12 protein-coding genes are annotated in these 18024 nt (G+C 63.6%); 9 read left to right on the top strand and 3 right to left on the bottom strand.

Annotated elements, in window-relative coordinates; genetic code table 11:
* Positions 1 to 65: 65 nt before the first annotated feature.
* The 3 genes from WBN73_RS00365 (at position 66) to WBN73_RS00375 (ending at position 3580) form a co-directional block, all read left to right on the top strand.
* Positions 66 to 1010 (top strand): carbohydrate ABC transporter permease, encoded by a 945-nt coding sequence (locus tag WBN73_RS00365; protein WP_280623466.1) that lies wholly within the window; start codon positions 66 to 68, stop codon positions 1008 to 1010.
* Complete coding sequence (locus WBN73_RS00370) at positions 1003 to 1941, top strand: carbohydrate ABC transporter permease (RefSeq protein WP_207594512.1); 939 nt, start codon at positions 1003 to 1005, stop codon at positions 1939 to 1941. Before WBN73_RS00365 ends, WBN73_RS00370 begins: the two co-directional genes overlap by 8 nt.
* A gap of 250 nt (positions 1942 to 2191) precedes the next feature.
* The gene (locus WBN73_RS00375) at positions 2192 to 3580 is read left to right on the top strand and encodes an ABC transporter substrate-binding protein (RefSeq protein ID WP_207594511.1); all 1389 of its coding nucleotides are present in this window, start codon (positions 2192 to 2194) and stop codon (positions 3578 to 3580) included.
* 88 nt (positions 3581 to 3668) lie between these two features.
* Here the strand turns inward: WBN73_RS00375 and WBN73_RS00380 are convergent, their stop codons facing one another.
* Positions 3669 to 5699 carry a beta-galactosidase gene (locus WBN73_RS00380; protein WP_337339170.1) on the bottom strand — a complete coding sequence of 677 codons (2031 nt, stop codon included), beginning with the start codon at positions 5697 to 5699 and terminating at the stop codon, positions 3669 to 3671.
* A gap of 219 nt (positions 5700 to 5918) precedes the next feature.
* Between WBN73_RS00380 and WBN73_RS00385 the strand changes: the two genes are divergently transcribed.
* From WBN73_RS00385 to WBN73_RS00410, 6 genes are all read left to right on the top strand, one after another.
* On the top strand, positions 5919 to 7205 hold the full coding sequence (locus WBN73_RS00385) for an ABC transporter substrate-binding protein (protein WP_207594509.1): 1287 nt from the start codon (positions 5919 to 5921) through the stop codon (positions 7203 to 7205).
* A 49-nt stretch (positions 7206 to 7254) separates the two neighbouring features.
* Positions 7255 to 8205, top strand: coding sequence for a carbohydrate ABC transporter permease (locus WBN73_RS00390; RefSeq protein WP_337339171.1), 951 nt, complete (start codon positions 7255 to 7257; stop codon positions 8203 to 8205).
* Positions 8202 to 9125: a carbohydrate ABC transporter permease gene (locus WBN73_RS00395; protein WP_207594507.1), complete on the top strand. Its 924-nt coding sequence runs from the start codon at positions 8202 to 8204 to the stop codon at positions 9123 to 9125. The genes WBN73_RS00390 and WBN73_RS00395 overlap by 4 nt, the downstream gene beginning before the upstream one ends.
* Positions 9126 to 9159: 34 nt before the next feature.
* The gene (locus tag WBN73_RS00400) at positions 9160 to 9804 is read left to right on the top strand and encodes a Poxvirus protein I5 (RefSeq protein ID WP_337339419.1); all 645 of its coding nucleotides are present in this window, start codon (positions 9160 to 9162) and stop codon (positions 9802 to 9804) included.
* 33 nt (positions 9805 to 9837) lie between these two features.
* The gene (locus WBN73_RS00405) at positions 9838 to 11127 is read left to right on the top strand and encodes an MFS transporter (protein ID WP_207594505.1); all 1290 of its coding nucleotides are present in this window, start codon (positions 9838 to 9840) and stop codon (positions 11125 to 11127) included.
* 148 nt (positions 11128 to 11275) lie between these two features.
* Complete coding sequence (locus WBN73_RS00410) at positions 11276 to 12565, top strand: ABC transporter substrate-binding protein (protein WP_337339172.1); 1290 nt, start codon at positions 11276 to 11278, stop codon at positions 12563 to 12565.
* 6 nt (positions 12566 to 12571) lie between these two features.
* Here the strand turns inward: WBN73_RS00410 and WBN73_RS00415 are convergent, their stop codons facing one another.
* A complete protein-coding gene (locus tag WBN73_RS00415; RefSeq protein WP_337339173.1) occupies positions 12572 to 15733 on the bottom strand; it encodes a family 78 glycoside hydrolase catalytic domain in 3162 nt (1053 codons plus the stop codon).
* The gene (locus tag WBN73_RS00420; protein ID WP_337339174.1) at positions 15730 to 17826 is read right to left on the bottom strand and encodes a DUF6807 family protein; all 2097 of its coding nucleotides are present in this window, start codon (positions 17824 to 17826) and stop codon (positions 15730 to 15732) included. Before WBN73_RS00420 ends, WBN73_RS00415 begins: the two co-directional genes overlap by 4 nt.
* Positions 17827 to 18024 lie beyond the last annotated feature (198 nt).

Raw genomic sequence — 18024 nt, forward strand, 5'->3', positions numbered from 1 at the left:
CACATGGCCGCTGTACTGCACACGGGGACGCCGCAAGGCGTTCGCGGGCCGGCGAGGGGGAAGCGATGAGCGCCATAGGCGAACTCTCAACGATGACCCGCCGCAAGGGCCCCATGACCAAGGAGGAGAAGAAGGCGAACGGCCGCGACAACAAGGCCGCGTACATCTTCCTTTCGCCGTGGTTGGTGGGTTTGGTGGCCATCACTGTTGGCCCCATGTTGATGTCGTTGTACTTGTCCTTCACGGACTACAACCTTCTGCAGCCGCCTGAATGGGTGGGCCTGGATAACTTCGTCCGCATGTTCGGCGATGCCCGGCTTCACAACTCGCTGGGTGTGACCTTTACGTACGTGCTGGTGGGTGTTCCGCTGCAGTTGGCGGTGGCGCTGATCATTGCACTGGTCCTGGACAAGGGTCTCCGCGGGCTTCCGTTCTACCGGTCCATCTTCTACTTGCCCTCCCTGCTGGGCGGCTCCGTTGCCGTTGCCATCCTGTGGAAGCAGATCTTCGGCACCACCGGCCTGGTCAACCAGGTCCTGGCGATGGCAGGCATCCAAGGCCCCGGTTGGATCTCCGACCCCAACACCGCCCTCGGCTCCATCATCCTGCTGCACGTCTGGACCTTCGGCAGCCCCATGATCATCTTCCTGGCCGGCCTGCGACAGATCCCCGTGATGTATTACGAGGCGGCCGAAGTTGATGGTGCCACCACGTTGCAGAAGTTCTGGCGGATCACCCTGCCGATGCTGAGCCCCATCATCTTCTTCAACCTGGTGCTGCAGATCATCGGTTCGTTCCAGTCGTTCACCCAAGCGTTCATCGTCTCCGGCGGCAACGGCGGCCCGTCCGACTCCACCATGTTCTTCACCCTTTACCTGTACCAAAAGGGCTTCGGCCAGTTCGATATGGGTTACGCCTCAGCGATGGCCTGGTTCTTGCTGGTCATCATCGGTGTCTTTACTGCCATCAACTTCATCGCTTCAAAGTATTGGGTGTTCTACGATGACTAAACTCCAAACCCTCCCCGCAGCTTCATCCGACGACGCCAAAGCCGGCAAGCCCGGAAAAAGCCCGCGCCGCCGCGAATCCCGTGGCAGCCTCGCCTTCAGCCGCAGCGCCCGCATCAAAGGCCTGATCAAGCACGCCATCCTGATCGTCGTGGGTGGTGTGATGATCTACCCGCTGCTGTGGATGGTGGTTTCCTCCTTGCGGCCCAACGATCTGATTTTCCGCGAACCCGGCCTCTGGCTGGAAAACCTGGAAATGAGCAACTACACCGATGGCTGGTCCGCGCTGACGCACCCGTTCGGGCACTACATGGTCAACTCGGCAATCGTGGTCCTGGGTTCCATCCTGGGCAACCTGATCTCCTGCTCCATGGCGGCGTACGCTTTCGCCCGGCTGCAGTTCAGCGGCAAGAAGATCTTCTTCGGCATCATGCTGCTGACCATCATGCTCCCGTTCCACGTAGTGATTGTGCCCCAGTACATCCTCTTCTCGCAGATCGGCTGGGTGAACACCTTCTGGCCGCTGATCGTGCCCAAGCTCCTGGCTACGGACGCGTTCTTCGTGTTCCTTATGGTCCAGTTCATCCGCGGTATTCCGAAGGACCTCGACGAAGCAGCGCGCATCGACGGCGCCGGCCACCCCAGGATCTTCCTCCGCGTGATCCTGCCGCTGATGGTCCCGGCCCTGGCCACCACCACCATCTTTACGTTCATCTGGACTTGGAACGACTTCTTCGGAGCCCTCATCTACCTGACGGACCCGGACATGTTTACCGTCCCTGTGGCCCTCAGGGCCTTCGTTGACTCGCAGTCGGCCACCAGTTGGGGATCGCTCTTCGCGATGTCCATTGTGTCCTTGCTCCCCGTGTTCCTCGTCTTCCTGTTCGGCCAGCGGTTCCTCATCAAGGGCATCGCCACCACCGGCATCAAATAGGCCGGGAGCAGCGCCTGAAGGGGGCGGCGGTTGCCGCCCCCCTTGTGGTGGGTGCCGCCCGGGTCAGGGGTCCACGGCGGTGCGTACCGCCGTCGTCATGCGCACCGGCGATGCTGGGTACCGGCGTCGCACCCTTCAACAACTAAGACAAGTTTGCATCTTGTAATACAAGATTGTGACTTGTATCATAATTCTCAGCAAGAAAACGCTTTCCCAATCGCATCAGGATCAATGAAGATCGGAGACAACAGTGCCGGTACATCCCAAAGGTGAGGCAGTCGCCCCCGGAGCAGGGGCAACACCTTCGGCTCCCACAGCCCAGGCCCCCACGGCCCAGCGCAGGAAGCGCAGAGTTCGCGCCTCAGCGCTGGTCGCAGCCACCGCAGCAGCCGTCCTCGCCCTCACCGCTTGCGGCGGCGGCGGAGGATCGGACGCCAAGAGCGCCGACGGCAAGGTGGAGCTGCGCTTCGCTTGGTGGGGCGGTGACAAGCGGGCCCAGGTAACCCAGGCGGCCATCGCAGCCTTCGAAGCGGAGAACCCCAACATCAAGATCAAGCCCGAGTACGGCGACTGGAGCGGCTACTGGGACAAGCTGGCCACCCAGGTGGCAGCCAACGATGCTCCCGACATCATCCAGATGGACGAGAAGTACATCACCGAGTACTCCACCCGCGGTGCCCTGTTGGACCTCTCCAAGTACCAGATCGATACCTCCAAGCTCGATGAAGCCGCGCTGGAAGCCGGCAAGGGCGAGAAGGGCCTGACCGGCATCGCTGCAGGCATCAACGCCGCGACTATCCTGGCCAACCCGGCAGTCTTCCAGGCAGCGGGCGTCGCCATTCCGGACGACAAGACCTGGACCTGGGAGGACTTCGAGCGCGTTGCCGCCGAGGTCACCGCAAAGTCGCCCAAGGGCACCTACGGCGCCGCCGCTTACGGCACGGACGAAGCTTCCCTCGGAGTATGGCTCCGCCAGAACGGCAAGTCCCTCTACACGGAGGACGGCAAGCTGGGCTTTGAGCCTTCGGACATCGCCGAATGGTGGGGCTTCCTGAAGGAACTCAGCGAGAAGAAGGCAGTTCCGTCGGCATCTGAGGTTGTTGAAGCCGAAGCCGCTCCGCTGGACCAGAGTGGCCTGGCTACCGGCAAAAACGGCCTGGCTTTCTGGTGGTCCAACCAGCTCCCGGCACTCGAGAAGGCTGCCGGAGGCGAACTCCAGATCCTGCGTTTCCCGTCCAAAACGGGCAAGGCGGAAGACGCCAAGCTCTGGTACAAGGCTTCCCAGTTCTGGTCCGCATCATCGCGCACCAAGCACCCGGAAGAGACTGCCAAGTTCATCGACTTCCTGACCAACAACGTCAAGGCCGGCGAGGCACTGCTGGCAGACCGCGGCGTGTACCCGAACTCCGAGGTCCGTGAGGCCATCGCCCCCAAGCTGGCCAAGGCCGACGTCAAGGTTGTCAGCTTCATCGACGGGATCAAGGGAGAACTTGGCGACGCCCCGGCAGCACCGCCGAAGGGTGCAGGCGCCATCCAGGAAATCATCAAACGCTACACCTCGGAGGTCCTGTTCAACAGGCTCTCCACTGAAGAGGCCGGCAAGAAGGCTGTGGATGAAATGAAGTCCGCCATCAGCTAGCTTTCCTCAGAAAACAACCGCGCCCCGGACGGATCATTCGTGATCCGGCCGGGGCGCGGTTTTTTCTCGCGCGCCACCTGCTTTTGGGTCAGTCTTCCGCGATGACGGCCACGGCTCCGGCGGGGACGACGCCGGCGAAGCGCAATCCGCTGAGCAGTTCGGCGCCGTCGGCCTTGACCGTGACGTCTTCCCGGCTGTGGTTGATGGCGAACAGGAAGCTGCGGCCGTCGTCGGCGCGCCGGCGGGAAAGTTCGACGCCGGCAGTCGCCTCGGCCGCGGCCGTCACCCCCGCTTCGTCCACCAGGCGAGCGGTCAGGGCATCGATGCCGGCGGCATCCGGGAGTGTGGCGAGGTACCAGGCCGAACCGGTTCCGACGGATCGGCGCGTCAGTGCCGGGACGCCGTCGAGCGGGTAGTCGGTGAAGGTCGCCAGGACCTCCGCCGAAGCGCCGGCGGACCCGGCAACGTGTACGTGCTCGCTCCACACAGAGCCAGCAGTTCCATCGTTCAACGTGACCGTGGTGCCGGGGAACAGCGGGTGGAATTCCTCGCTGCGGATGCCCAGCAAGTCACGGAAAGCGCCGGGGTAGCCGCCCAAACGGACGTGGTCGCGCTCATCGACGATGCCGCTGAAGTAACTGATGAGGACCGTGGCGCCACGGTCCGCGGCGGAGGAAATCGAGGCAGCGGCCTGGTCCGTCACGGAGTACAAGGTGCAGACGAGGATGAGGTCGTAGCCTGCGAGGTCCGCTGAAGGGTGGACGAAGTCCGCAGTGATTCCGCGGAGGAACAGGGAGCGGTGGAACGCCCGCATCGTATCGAGGTATTTCAGGGAATTGTTGGGGTGCGAGTCCAGCTCCGACGCCCACCAGGCCTCGTAATCGAACACGATCGCCACTCGGGATTCCACCCGCGAACCTTTGACGGGTTCCAGCTTGGCCAGTGCCTCGCCAAGGTCCACCACGTTGCGCCACACCTGGGTGTCGCGGCCACCGTGGGGGACCATGGCCGAGTGGAATTTCTCCGAGCCGGCCTTGCTCTGCCGCCACTGGAAGAACATCACGGCATCGGCACCTCGCGCCACGTGGGCGAGTGAGTTGCGGAGCATTTCGCCGGGCATCTTGGGCTGGTTGTGCGGCTGCCAGTTCACCGCCGACGTCGAGTGTTCCATGAGGATCCATGGCTGGCCGCCTGCTACGCCACGGGTGAGGTCTGCACTGAACGCAAGCTCGATTTCGCGTTCCGGGTCCGCGGCCACCAGATAATGGTCGTTGGCAATCACGTCCATGTCCTTGGACCAGTCAAAGTAGTCCAGGGTTTTGGTGGCGCTGGAAACCATGAAGTTGGTGGTGGCCGGGATGGCCGGGGTGACCTGGCGGAGCACGGCCAGCAGTTCGCGGTAGTAGTCCATGAACACCCACGAGTTGAAGCGGGCAAAATCCAGTTGCTGGCCCGGGTTGAGCGTGGTGGGTGCTGCGCCCGGCGGGATGATGTCCTCGAAGGAAGCGTAGTGCTGGGACCAGAACGCTGTTCCCCACGCCTCGTTCAGGGCCTCGATGGAGCCGTAGCGGCGTTCCAGCCAAGCCCGGAAAGCAGCGGCGTCTTCTTCGCCGTGGAACTCGCCAACGTGGCAGCCTAGTTCGTTGTCCACGTGCCACAGCGCCAGGGCGGGGTGGTCCTTATACCGCTCAGCGATAACCCGGGTGATGGCGGTGGCGTACTTGCGGTAGACAGCCGACGACGGCGTGTAGTGGCGTCGGGAGCCACGTTCCAGCCGCACTCCTTCCGAGGTGACGGGCAGGATCTCGGGGTACTTGCGGGCAAGCCAGGCCGGGGGAGAAGCGGTGGCGGTGGCGAGCGCCACCTTGATCCCGGCTCCATGGAGGTTGTCCAGGACATCGTCCAGCCAGCCGAAATCGTAGTTGCCTTCGGTAGGTTCCAGAAGGCCCCAGGAGAAGATGGCGACGCTCAGGAAGTTCACGCCGGCTTCCTTCATCAGCTCGACGTCTTCAAGCCGGATGTCCATGGGCCACTGCTCAGGGTTGTAGTCGCCACCGTAGGCGAGGCCGTTGATGCTGTTCCAGACAGATGGACTGCCGGTGTTTTCGGGGGAGGTCAAGGGGACTCCTTCATCATGGTGGCGGTTTGGGTCTCTGCTGTCGCTGGTGCGTATAAGAGCAGCGTACCGATGAAATCACCGGCAAACAGGTTCTTTGGAAAACGCTTGCCCAGATTCGCAATTAGGGATATTGTATCGATTCAGAACGAGTGTAAGCGAGATCACTGCCACGTTGTAGAGAACTCGACAAGCTTGCACCAACTGAGCAAGGAGGCTCTCATGATCGATAGAAGGAAATTCCTGGGTACGGTGGCTCTCGGCACTGCATCTGCCGCGTTCCTGGCCGCGTGCGGCCAGTCCTCATCGCCGGCCCAGACTGGCTCGGCGGAGAACCCCGTGACCATCACGTACACGTGGTGGGGCAACGATGACCGTGCAGAACGTACCCGCAAGGCCATTGCCCTGTTCGAGTCCAAGAACCCGGACGTCAAGGTCAACGGCAACTTCTCCGACTTCGCCGGCTACTGGCAGAAGCGCGCAACCGAAGCTGCCGGCGGCGGCTTGCCGGACGTGATGCAGTGGGACCTGTCCTACCTGCGTGATTACGGCCAGCGGAACCAGCTCCTTGACTTGGGCACGGTAAAGATCAACACGGACGCATTCGACAAGTCCCTCCTTCCCTCGGGCCAGATCCGCGGCAAGACCTACGGCATCCCCACCAGCACCAACGCTTTCGCGGTCTACTACGATCCCGCCAAGCTCGCTTCCCTGGGCATCGCGGAGCCGGATGGATCCTGGAACTACAAAGAGTTCAACGCCTTCCTGGCCGAGGTCGGCGCCAAGGGCAACGGCACCCTGTTTGGCGGCACCGACTACACCGGAATTTGGTGGAACTTCAACATCTGGTTGCGCCAGAACAACATCCAGGCGTTCACCGAGGACGGCAAGCTCGGCTTCTCCAAGGATGATCTGAAGAAGTGGTGGAACCTGACCGGTGACCTGCGCGGCACCGCGGCGATTGTGGGCGAGGACAAGGCAACCCAGTTGCTGCCCAAGTCCCCGTTCGGCTCCAACGTCACGGCAACGGAAGTCACGTGGGACAACTTCATGGCCGGCTACCTCGCGGACAGTGGCGCGAAGGAACTCAAGCTCGTTCCTGTTCCGTCGGACGACCCGGACAACCTGGGCCTGTTCCTCAAGCCCTCCATGTTGATGGTGGCCAGCGCCAAAACCAAGAACAAGGACGCCGCTGCCCGCTTCATCGACTTCATGGTCAACGATCCGGAGGTGGGCCAGATCTTCAAGACCTCCCGCGGTGTCCCGGCGTCGAAGACCCAGCGCGATGGCACCACGTTCGAAGGCACGGACAAGCTGGTGGTGGACTACGAGAAGTCCATCGAGAAGTACCTCAAGGATGCCCCGGAGCCGCCCATTGTTGGTTTCGGCACCCTGGAGTCCACGTTCAAGCGGGTCACGCAGGACCTGAACTACGGCAAGTTGACCGTGGACGGCGCAGCTGATGCGTGGTTCAAGGAAGCCGAAGACCTTATCAAGCAGAACGCCTAAGCAGACCTTCTGTGTCTGATCCGGCCTTCACAACTGACGGACTATTCTCGTGACGCAAAGCCCAACCCTGAGCAGGCGTGCCGCCTCCGCTCCCACGCCGCCGCGCAAATCGCGGCGGCGTGGGGCGGACACCCGCGCCGGTTACACCTTCCTGTTGCCCTGGCTGCTGGGATTCATCGCCCTGACCGTGGGTCCGATGATTTCCTCGCTGTACCTGTCCTTCACCAACTACAACCTCTTCGATGCCCCCAAGTGGATCGGTTTCGATAACTACGTCACCCTCTTCCAGGACGAACGGTTCCTGCAGTCGGTGGGCGTGACCATGCAATATGTGGTCTTCGGAACCCCACTCAAGCTCGCGGCGGCGTTGGCGATCGCGATGCTGCTCAACAGCAAACGCAAGGGCCAGGGTTTCTACCGGTCCGCGTTCTATGCGCCGTCGCTGATCGGTGCTTCGGTATCCATCGCGATCGTCTGGAAGGCCATGTTCGGCGATTCCGGCCCAGTGGACCAGGGCTTGTCCTTTTTCGGGATCAACCTCGGCGGTTGGGTGGGTAACCCCAACATGACCATGGGCATGATGATCCTGCTGACCGTCTGGCAGTTTGGCGCCCCCATGGTGATCTTCCTGGCCGGCCTGAAGCAGATCCCCACGGACCTGTATGAGGCAGCGTCGATGGACGGTGCCGGCCCGGTACGGAAGTTCATGAACATCACCTGGCCCATGCTTTCCCCGGTGATCTTCTTCAACCTGCTCATGGAAACCATCCACGCGTTCCAGATCTTCGCCTCGGCCTACATCATCTCCAACGGTGAAGGCGGCCCGGCAGGCTCCACCCTCTTCTACACCCTCTACCTGTACTTGCGCGGTTTCTCCGATTTCCGGATGGGCTACGCCTCGGCCATGGCCTGGCTCCTGGTGATCGTGGTCGGCATCATCACGCTGATCTTCTTCAAGACCTCCAAGTCCTGGGTCCACTACAGCGGTGATGCAAAGTGACAACCATGGCAACCCCCACCCAGCCCGCACCCACGAAGCCCTCAACGGCACCGGTCTACAACCCGAAGTCCGAGTCCACCACGGTCAAGCGGATCAAGAGCACCATCTTCCACGTCGTTGCCTTGGCCTTGGTGGCGATGGTCCTCTACCCGGCACTGTGGATGATCTCCGCGTCCTTCAAGCCGAACTCCGAGATCGGCGGCGCCAACAACGCGTTGTGGTCAGCCAACTTCAGCTTCGATAACTTCGTCACGGCCATGGAAGGCATAGGTGGGGTCTCCACCCTGACGTTCTTCACCAATTCCCTGATCCTGGCCGTTGGCGCAGTGGTGGGTACCGTGCTCTCGGCGTCCATCTCCGCCTACGCGTTCGCCCGGATCAACTTCCCCGGCCGCGGACTGTTCTTCGGCATGATGATCGCTACCTTGCTGCTGCCCTTCCACGTGGTGATCATCCCGCAGTACATTGTGTTCCAGCAGCTTGGCCTGGTGGACACCTACGTGCCGCTGCTGATCGGCAAGTTCCTCGCCGCCGACGCGTTCTTCGTCTTCCTCATGGTCCAGTTCATGCGTGGCCTCCCGGCCGAACTGGATGAGGCAGCCCGCATCGACGGCGCCGGACACGTCCGCATCTTCGGCTCCATCATGCTCCCGCTGATGAAACCGGCCCTGATCTCCACTTCGATCTTCTCCTTCATCTGGAGCTGGAACGACTTCCTGGGCCCGCTGCTCTACCTGAACACCCCCGAAAAATACCCGCTCCCACTCGCGCTGCGGCTCTTCGTTGACCAAACCCAGTCCTCGGACTACGGAGCCATGATCGCCATGTCCGTCCTGGCGCTCCTCCCGGTCCTGGTCTTCTTCCTCGTCTTCCAGCGCTACATCGTAGAAGGCGTATCAACACAAGGCCTCAAAGGCTGACGGACACGGAAGAGAATACTGAAGAATGAGCACTATGAATGCCACTGGCACGTCATCGGGGAAGCCCGGAATTCCGGTCAACCGCTTTGCCCTCTTCGCCGAGACCATCCTGGCGGGGGTCATCGTGCTCCTCTTGTCAGTCCCCTTGGTGACGGCGCCGGCTGCCTACGCGGCCGGCGTCGCGCACCTGGAAAGGCACCTCAGCGGCAGGGACGATTCCCTCCGCAGCTTGTGGGGCAATTTCCGTCGCGCGCTTCCCGGCAGTTGGAAGTTTGGCATCACGACGGCGGCAGCCGCCGTCGTGATTGTCCTGAACCTGTTGCTCGCCCTGGTGGGTCAACTTCCTGGCCGCGCCGTTATCCTTCCGGCCACGCTGATACTGGCCGCGGCCGGGGCGGTTCTCCTGCTCCGCACCGCCGCCAACTGGAGCGGTGGCGTGAACTGGGACGGCGATGCAGGCCTGCAGCCTGCTGAAGTACCAGGCCGGCAACGCTGGGCCGCTGCCTACTCCAGCGCCAAAAATGACTCGGTGCGTGACTGGAGCGGTTCCTTGCTGTTGCTCGCCGCCCTCTTCATGACGGTCGTCTTTGTCTGGATGTTGCAGGCGTTGTTCGTGATCGTTCCCGGGACCCTGGTCCTGGCAGCCGCGGCCATCAAGATCCGCTCACACCGAAGTTAACCACCCAACCCGCTGAATCGAGCAGTCCACCCCGTGTCGCCGCGCCCGTTCCCACTGCGCCCCAAATCCACCACGACAAACGAAGCATCCGCCCCACGGACACGCTCCACAGAGACCTGGCACTACCCGCTGCGCCACCACAATTACAGGATCTTCGTGGCACTCTCCCTGGTGGGAAGCGGCGGAGTGTGGATGCAAAGGCTGGCGCAGGACTGGCTGGTTCTCCAGCTCACGGGGAGCCCGGCGGCGGTGGGCCTGGCCGTGGCGTTGCAGTTCCTTCCCATGCTGGTGGTGGGGCCCATCAGTGGTGTGCTGGTGGATCTCTTCCCCAAACGACGCATCCTCCTTGCCTGCCAGTCCGTCGCCGTCTTGCTGGCTGCCGGGCTGGCCGTGTGGAACGCCACCGGTGGTACCGACGTCTGGGTGGTCTACGCCTCCTGCATCGCCTTGGGCATCACCAGTGCCATCGACGGACCAGCGCGGCAGGTGTTCGTCAACGAGGTGGTGGGCGATACCGGACTCCCCGCAGCCATCGGCCTGAACAGCGCCGTTAGCCAACTGGGTGCCATGGTTGGACCCGCACTTGCCGGCGTGGTCATTGCCCAGGCAGGTCCGGCCGCGGCGTTCGCTGCCAATGCCGGCTTGGGAATGGCCGTCCTGGTGATGATCGTGTCCATCCGGCCAGGCGAGCTCCACCACTCACCCGAGATCGGTGGGCACGAGCCGCGGCGGGGCCGGATCCTGGCAGGTTTCCGCTTTGTCCGGGAGCGTCCGCCGTTACTCCTGACCATGCTGCTGGCAGGTTTGCTGGGCGCTTTCGGCATGAACGGACCCGTGGTCCTGGCGGCCTTCGCGGACCAGGTGTGGCACAGCGGTCCTGCTGGTTTCGGCCTCTTCAACACAGTCAGCGCCCTGGGGGCCTTGGCGGGTGCGTTGGTGGCCACCCGGATCAAGCGCTTTGGCCGCAAGGGCATTGTGGCCAGTGCCGGGCTGTTCGGCCTGACGCAACTGCTGGCCGCCGTGATGCCTACACAGGAATCGTTTGTGGTGATGCTCATTGTGGTGGGCTTCATGACGCTGCTGTTCCTCACAAGCGCAGCTACCGCCGTCCAGTTGGAGGCTGGCGCCAGCGTTCGTGGCAGGGTCCTGGCCCTCTACTTCCCGTTGCTTCTGGGTGGGCACGCGCTGGGTGGTTTGCTGGCGGGATGGCTGACGGAGGATTTTGGCGTCCGTACCGGATTGGTAGTGACCGGTGCGTTGGGTATGGCCTCGGCCGCTGTGATTGGTTTCGTGCTGTGGAGCTGCTCACGACGCCGGCGATGAGCCCGTTCCCCGCGATGAGCGGATTTGTGAACGTTTGAGATCAACACACAAAAGTTCCTTGACGGGTGACGTAGAGCACACCTAGGCTGAGAAAGCGTTTTCTCCGACGTGCATCTGCAAGATTCCCATGCCAAGACAAGGACCCCAGATGTCGATCCGTGCAACAAAGAAGTTCGCGCTCAAAGCTGCAGCAGCCACGGCCGTTATAGCCATCACCATGACAGGCTGCGGGAGCTCGCCGCAGTCCGCCCCCGATGGCACAGTCACCCTGCGCTTCAGCTGGTGGGGCTCGGACGTCCGCCACAAGATGACCCAAAAACTTATTGACGCTTTCGAGGCCCGGAATCCCACCATCAAGGTCAAGGGCGAATACGGCGACTGGTCCGGCTACTGGGACAAGCTCGCTACGCAGGTTGCCTCGCAGGACGCCCCGGACATCATTCAAATGGATGCCGCTTACCTGGGCGAGTACGCCGAGCGCGGCGCCCTCCTGGAACTGAAGGACGTAGACCTGGGCAAGTTCGATGCTGCCGTTGCAGACGCAGGCAAGGTTGAAGGCAAGCAGTATGCCGTCACTGCCGGCGTGAACGCCCAGGTAGTTCTGGCCAACCCATCGCTCCTGTCGGCCAGCGGTGTCACGTTGCCCGATGACAAGACCTGGACCTGGGACGAATACAACAAGACGGCGGCCGCCATCACCGAAGGCAGCAACAGCGGCGTCTATGGTTCCGGAGCCGTCAGCGGCGACGCTCCCATGAATCTCTGGTTCCGTCAGCACGGCAAGTCGCTCTTTACCTCTGACGGCAAGTTCGGCTTTGACGAGGGCGACCTGACGGGCTGGTACGAATACCAGGCCGAACTCCGCGATTCCAAGGCCGTGCCGCCCGCCTCGGTGATGACCGAGGACGCCACCGCTTCCGTGGACCAGCAGGGCCTGGCTACCAACAGGTTCGGGCTTGCCTGGTACTGGTCCAACCAGCTGAGCGCCCTGACCAAAGCGTCCGGCCAGCCCTTGGAGATCCACCGTCCACCGAGCACGGACGGCAGCGCCGCGAGTGCCAAGCAGTTCTACAAGTCCTCACAGTTCTGGTCGGCGAGTTCCCGCACCAAGCACCCGGCCGAGGTGCAGAAGTTCATCGATTTCCTGGCCAACAATGTGGAGGCCGGCGAAGTTGCCCTCGCAGACCGCGGTATCCCGGGCAACTCGGAAGTCCGCGCCGCAGTCCTGCCCAAGCTGACACCGGAAGACGCAGCCACGGCAAAGTTCATTGACGAGATCTCCTCCGAGTTGGGAGACGCAGTGCCGGTACCTCCGGCAGGTTCCAGTTCCGCCGTCGAGGCTTTTGGCCGCTATGGACTGGAAGTGCACTTCAACCGGATGTCACCCGCAGAAGCTGCCAAGAAGGCCATGGACGAAGCCAAGAGCGCGCTGGGTTAGCCCACGTCAGACCCCGTCTCGTGGGCCAAAGGTCCACGTGCCGGGCCCGGCCGAAACTGTACGGTCAGGAAGGACCACCTGGGCCGTTACGCCTGCGGGAATGCTGCACTCCAGTTCCATGCCGTCGGCCCTCCGTTGCCAGGAAACGGCAACCGCTCCGCGCTGCGTGGGCACGCTACCCGCGGCACCTTCCAGACGGCACACCGGCGGTTGGATCACGACGGCGGACGCTCCCGGCGCTGTCACCCGGACACCGAGGAGATACTCCAGGATCTCCCGGATTACGGAGGCAGACCAAGCGTGGGACTGGCTGTAGTCGCTGCCCTCGTCGAGTTCCCAGGTCTCCCAGGTGAAGGACCCGCCGGCTTCCAGCAAGCGTGCCCAGCCGGGCCGGCCTGGCTCCGTCAGGAGATCCAGGACAGCGTCCACGCGCCCCTGCGAAAGCAACGCCCGGAACAGCCGGTGCACCGTCATGGGGCCTTGCCGCATGCCCATTCCGGCGATGCGTTCGGCGTCCTTGGCCGCGTGCACGGTCGGGGTAATGCCCAGCGATAACGGGTACGACGTCGCATGCTGTGAGGCATTCAGGCTCGGCCGGCCGTCGGCGTATAAACCATCCACCATCACGCCGTCCACGCGAAGCCGGGTGTTGATGTGCCCGGCCAACCCATCCGCAGCTTTCCTGTACCGGGCGGCCTCGGGTGTAAGGCCTGCAGACCCGCAGAGCCGGCTGACGGCGTCGAGCACTGACCAGGCTTGGGCGTTCACCGTGGTGCGCGCCGCGCAGTCCATGTCGTAGCCGAAGCGGCCCGGTGCCGGCCAGTCCACGATGCCGTGAAGGTACGGACCCGCGCCGCCGCCAAGCTCGGTGACCAACCCGGCGGTGGGACCACTGGCGGGGATGTGCCGGAGCACGTAACCGGCCGTGTCCTGGAGGCAGGGGAGGAGTTCCTGGACCAGGGCGTCATCCCCACTGAGCCGGTGGTAGTCCTCCACCCATTCGGGCATCATGAGCGAGAAGTCGGGGATGTCGCGCTTGCCGTCGCCGTTGGGATACACCGCGTTGTAGCGGCCCCGCTGATCGGGCGAATCCCAGTAGCGCCTGGCAGATCCCGCGAATTCGCGCAGAGCCTTGGCCGTGAAATGACGCTCACCGAACAACGCCATGGTGGCGTAGGAGATGTTCACGGCGTCGCCCAGGAATTGGCCCTTTTCGCGGGTGGGCGTGTCCACGAACTGTTCCTGCACACCCAGCAACGCAGAGTCGCGAAGGAGCGTGAAGACCCGGTTCAGCGTGGCGTCGGAGCTGTGGAAGCTGCCTTCGGCCGGATGTTCGGCATGGATGACCGTTGCGCCCACCGCACCGAGGTCCTCGATGCCCACACCGGGAAATTCGAGGTAGCGGAACCCTAGATGCACCGCTGCCTCGTAGCGCTGCGGGCCGTCCTTTTGTGTGTAAGGGAACGCCATGTCCGTGTTTTGGCTGGGAGTCTTTCCCGGGTCCACACGGCCATCGGACTGCAGGTTGTACCCGGCACGGAGCATCACGGTCCGCCCGTGCCGGCCCCGGAGGAACTCCACAACCGGGCGCCCGGGGATCACTGCGCCGAAGTCCGCCACCGGTGTGCCGTCCGCGGCCGTGAAAATGGCGACGGCGGGGGCATGGTTCCGAGCGACGCTTGCGTGGTTGGGGCTGAGGGCCGGGAAATCCGGGACTGGGTGGACCCCGAGCGAGAGCGCCGGGTGCCAGCCTTCCGGGGCCGGCCACGCAGTCGCATCGAAGTGCTCAACCGGGTCGCCTTCATCGTTGCGGTACCCGCTCTGGCGGTAGGGCCCCTCGGCGACCAGCCACCCCGGCCCTGATCCGAACACGTCGCGCGTGCCGTCGTCGTACTCCACCGTCAGTTGGGCCAGCACACCCGGGCGGCCGGCCGCCCGGCCCTGGCCCGGACCGTACCAATGCGCGACGGCGGTCAGGGTGGCGCTGCCGCTCGACTGCAGTGTGTCCGTGACGTCGGCGGCGTTGTAGAAGTGTTCGCCCGGGTAGCCGAAGTTGGTGGTCTCCAGGCAAGGAGTGCCGTTGAGGGTGAACGCGGCATGGTGGCTCGCTGCAGCATAGAGGCGGGCACGGACCACAGGACGCTTGAGGTTGCAGGTTGCCTTGGCAAGGGTCCATTCGTCGGGCTGGCGGAGGGGACTGGTGGTGGTCCAGCCTGCCAGGGAGCCAGGGGCGGTGAAGTCGCTGCTGAGGAGGGTCTTCCCGTCACTCCGGACATCAAGGGAGAGGTATTCGGCCTGGCTCCGTGGTCCTTGGTGGAAGGCGATGCCCGTGCCCCCGGTGTTTTCAACGTCCGAGTCCAAGGCCGTGGCGCCGTCAATGGTGACGGTGATGCGCTGCCCGTCGTCGGTGACCACCAGGTCCTGCCAGCCGTCGTGGGGAGTGGCACCCGCCCGTGAAACAGCGGTTGCCCCAAAGTCCGGGGTTTCAGCCAGTGCCTCCGTGGCGGGCGCAGCCATGGCGCCGATCTCCCAGGCGGGAGCCTGCCGGAGGACGGCTGTACTGTTGGGTTTCATTTCCAGCAGCAGCCCGGTTCCGGGTCCTTCGCTGCGGAGGAGAATCCCGGCAGTACCAAGACGCAAGCGGAAGCGGGCGGTGATCACCGTGCTGCCGCTGGCTGATACAGGCCAGGGAAGATGTGGCGAGCCGCTCACACGCAGCAACCCTTCCACCATTTCCAGTGGCGCGCGGCCTCCTGGGGCACGATGGATCCACTCGGCGTTCCAACAGCTGGTTCCCGATTCGGCGAGCCCTGTGCTGAAACATGCCGGAGCGCCCGGCTCACCCACAGCACCGGTGGAGTCCGTGACCTGGACGGTCCACTGGTAGTCACTGTCAGGGCTGAGGTTGGGGCTGTTTTCGGGGCTTGTGGAGGACTGGTGGTGCTGCTGGTCTGTGACCACAGTGCCCGAATCCCACACCTGTGTTCCGTCGCGGTCCATCACCCGGATTCGGTACGCGGCTTGGAACGATTGCCGTGTGTCTGCGGAAGGACCGGCATCCAGCAGCCAGGCGAACCTGGGCCGTGCCGGGGCCATCAGGCAATGCGTCCGGCCCTCCACCGTGAGGCTCGTCGCGAGGAGTGGTGATGCCGGGGCGTTGGACATCATCGAGCCGACACCAAGTCCTCGATGTCAGGGGTGCCGAGTATTCCGTCACTGATCCACACCGCGATGGAACGGGTCAGTGCTTCGCCCGCAGCCAACTCCACGGCGGAGTCCCACGCCAGCGCCGAACCCACGGCCGGGTAGCCGCTGCATCGCACGAACCATGGGTCCGGGGACTCGGAAGGTGCGCCAAACACCAGAGTGGCAGGGCCGCCGTCGAACTCTCCGGTCCACGCCAGCCACGGCGTCACTGCACCATGTACGGCGGGTTCGCCCTCGGCCGTGGAGGAGAACACACGCGGAGAGGCATTGGCAGGAAGCCTCCAGAAGAAGCCGCCGTAGCCACTTCCCGCGGCACCGTGCGAGCCAGGACTACCCAGCGAGGCATCCACGACGGCGGTGAGTTCCGTTGTGATGTCCAGCCGCCACGTTCGTGGGGTGATGAGCGAACGACGGAACGAGCGACGTTCCTCCAGGAGCAAGCCGCCGTCGGCGGCCAGCCAGTGGAGGTCCGCTGTGGAGTGCTCCGGGCCCTGGGTGATTGCGGTGACCTCGATTCTGCCGTGGTCGTTCAGATCCACGTATTTTCCTGCGGACCGGCGATAACTGCGTCCACCCCAGAAGTTGCTGCCGTTGACGTCCTGCAGCGCGAATCCGGCGCCGAGATGCCACACGTGGTCCGAAGCAAGGTGGTCTGTCACCACGATGCCGCCCCGGGTGGTCACCGGATGAAGGTAAGGCCGCGGCGACAACGCCGTGTTGAGCCCGCTTCCACTGCGGAAGATGGCAGTAGGAGCTTCTTCCTTGGGATCTCCATCACCGGCACCCTCAGAATCCGCAGCGGGGGCGAAGAGAGCCTCGGAGCCCGCCGCGGCTGGTCGCGCCCACGGCAGGCCGAGTTCGGAGAACGTTGCATGGGACAAGGTGGCCCGTTCCAGGATGTCCTCAATGCGGGGGATCACTGCATGGGCTTGATCGCCGGATCCCACCCAGGTCAGGAATTCCGGGGGAATCACGGCAGGAGCCGCGGCTGTCCGGATGGCTTCCAGGACGCGCATGAAAGCGCCACTGTGATCCAAGGGGCTGAGCAAGGCGGTGCCCTGGCTCAGGTGCTGGAGCAGGTTCTCGGTCAGATCGTCCCGCCCGAAGACATGGGTGGTTTCAGCTGCTTCGGTGCGGACCGTGACACGGTCTTCGGTGTAATGGAACACCGCTGTTCCTTCGGTGCCGTGGAGCGTGACGTACGGTTCCACGGATTCGGTGGCGCACAGCGTGAGGGCGCAGGTGATGGGCAGTCCGTTGACGGTCTTCATGCGGATCACGGAGGTATCGTCCGCTTCAATGTCATTGGCGCGATAGAGGTCCGTGTCCACCGATGCCAGGTCTTCTGCTTGGCGGGCTCCTGCGATGCGGAGGGCAGTGGCAATCGCGTGGGCCAATGGGTTGGTGGCGACGCCGTCCACCACGTCCACTCCGTCGAGGCTGCGTCTGCCCGCCCAGCGCGAGCGCTTGTAGTAGGCGCGGTCGCGGACCCAACGGCCGGTAGCGGAGATGCCCTTGAGCGTGCCGATGCCGGGAAGTTCCTTCGTGGCTTCGCCGTTGGCCAGCTGCTCCAAAGCGGCCAATGCATGGGAACCCAGGCTCTGGAAACCGATCTGTACGCTGCGTCCGGCTGCAGTTGCGGCCTCCTTGAGCCGGCGGAAGTCCTTCATGGAGGCTACCGGGGGCTTTTCCAGGTAGAGGTGGGAATGGGATGCGAGGACGGACAAAGCCAACGGGGCGTGGGTCTGGATCGGAGTAGCCACGATGATCACCTCCGGGTGGTGATCGCCGGCCAGCAGGTCATCGAGGGTGGCATGGACAGCAGTTGTCCCGGGCAACGCGCCGGCGGACGGGGGATTGGGGTCCGCCACGGCAACGAGTTCCACCGCTCCCTGCGCGCTCAGCCTATGAAGGTTGTGGAGGTGGTGTGCTCCGAAGCCGTGGACTCCTACCAGGGCAATCCTGGCGGGAGCGGTCCGGGGTGCGGGTACCGGCGCGGGCGACGGTGCGGCCCCGCGCGGGCTGGTGATGGACTCGATGGAAGGGGTGTCCATGGCTCTCCTCGGCTGGCGCTGCAACGAAGGCGGTGACGCCGTCGTCAGGGTGTTCATGTAAGTATCCGGCGGGTTCAGGCTATACCCAGCAAGCGCTTTCCCAATTCCGGCTCCCGCCCAGTGTAGCGCGGCTTCACAGCTAATGTAACGATTCAAGAATGATCTTGACTCCACCCTTGCCCAGCGTCTAAGTTGACG

It is taken from the genome of Paenarthrobacter sp. CCNWLY172 (assembly GCF_037402035.1).
Taxonomy (GTDB): Bacteria; Actinomycetota; Actinomycetes; order Actinomycetales; family Micrococcaceae; genus Arthrobacter.

Excerpts from the sequence above, each read along its gene's own strand:
- WBN73_RS00385 (WP_207594509.1), top strand. The coding sequence starts at position 5,919 with ATGATCGATAGAAGGAAATTCCTGGGTACGGTGGCTCTCGGCACTGCA.
- WBN73_RS00420 (WP_337339174.1), bottom strand. The coding sequence starts at position 17,826 with ATGGACACCCCTTCCATCGAGTCCATCACCAGCCCGCGCGGGGCCGCA.
- WBN73_RS00365 (WP_280623466.1), top strand. The coding sequence starts at position 66 with ATGAGCGCCATAGGCGAACTCTCAACGATGACCCGCCGCAAGGGCCCC.
- WBN73_RS00400 (WP_337339419.1), top strand. The coding sequence starts at position 9,160 with ATGAATGCCACTGGCACGTCATCGGGGAAGCCCGGAATTCCGGTCAAC.
- WBN73_RS00415 (WP_337339173.1), bottom strand. The coding sequence starts at position 15,733 with ATGATGTCCAACGCCCCGGCATCACCACTCCTCGCGACGAGCCTCACG.
- WBN73_RS00410 (WP_337339172.1), top strand. The coding sequence starts at position 11,276 with ATGTCGATCCGTGCAACAAAGAAGTTCGCGCTCAAAGCTGCAGCAGCC.
- WBN73_RS00370 (WP_207594512.1), top strand. The coding sequence starts at position 1,003 with ATGACTAAACTCCAAACCCTCCCCGCAGCTTCATCCGACGACGCCAAA.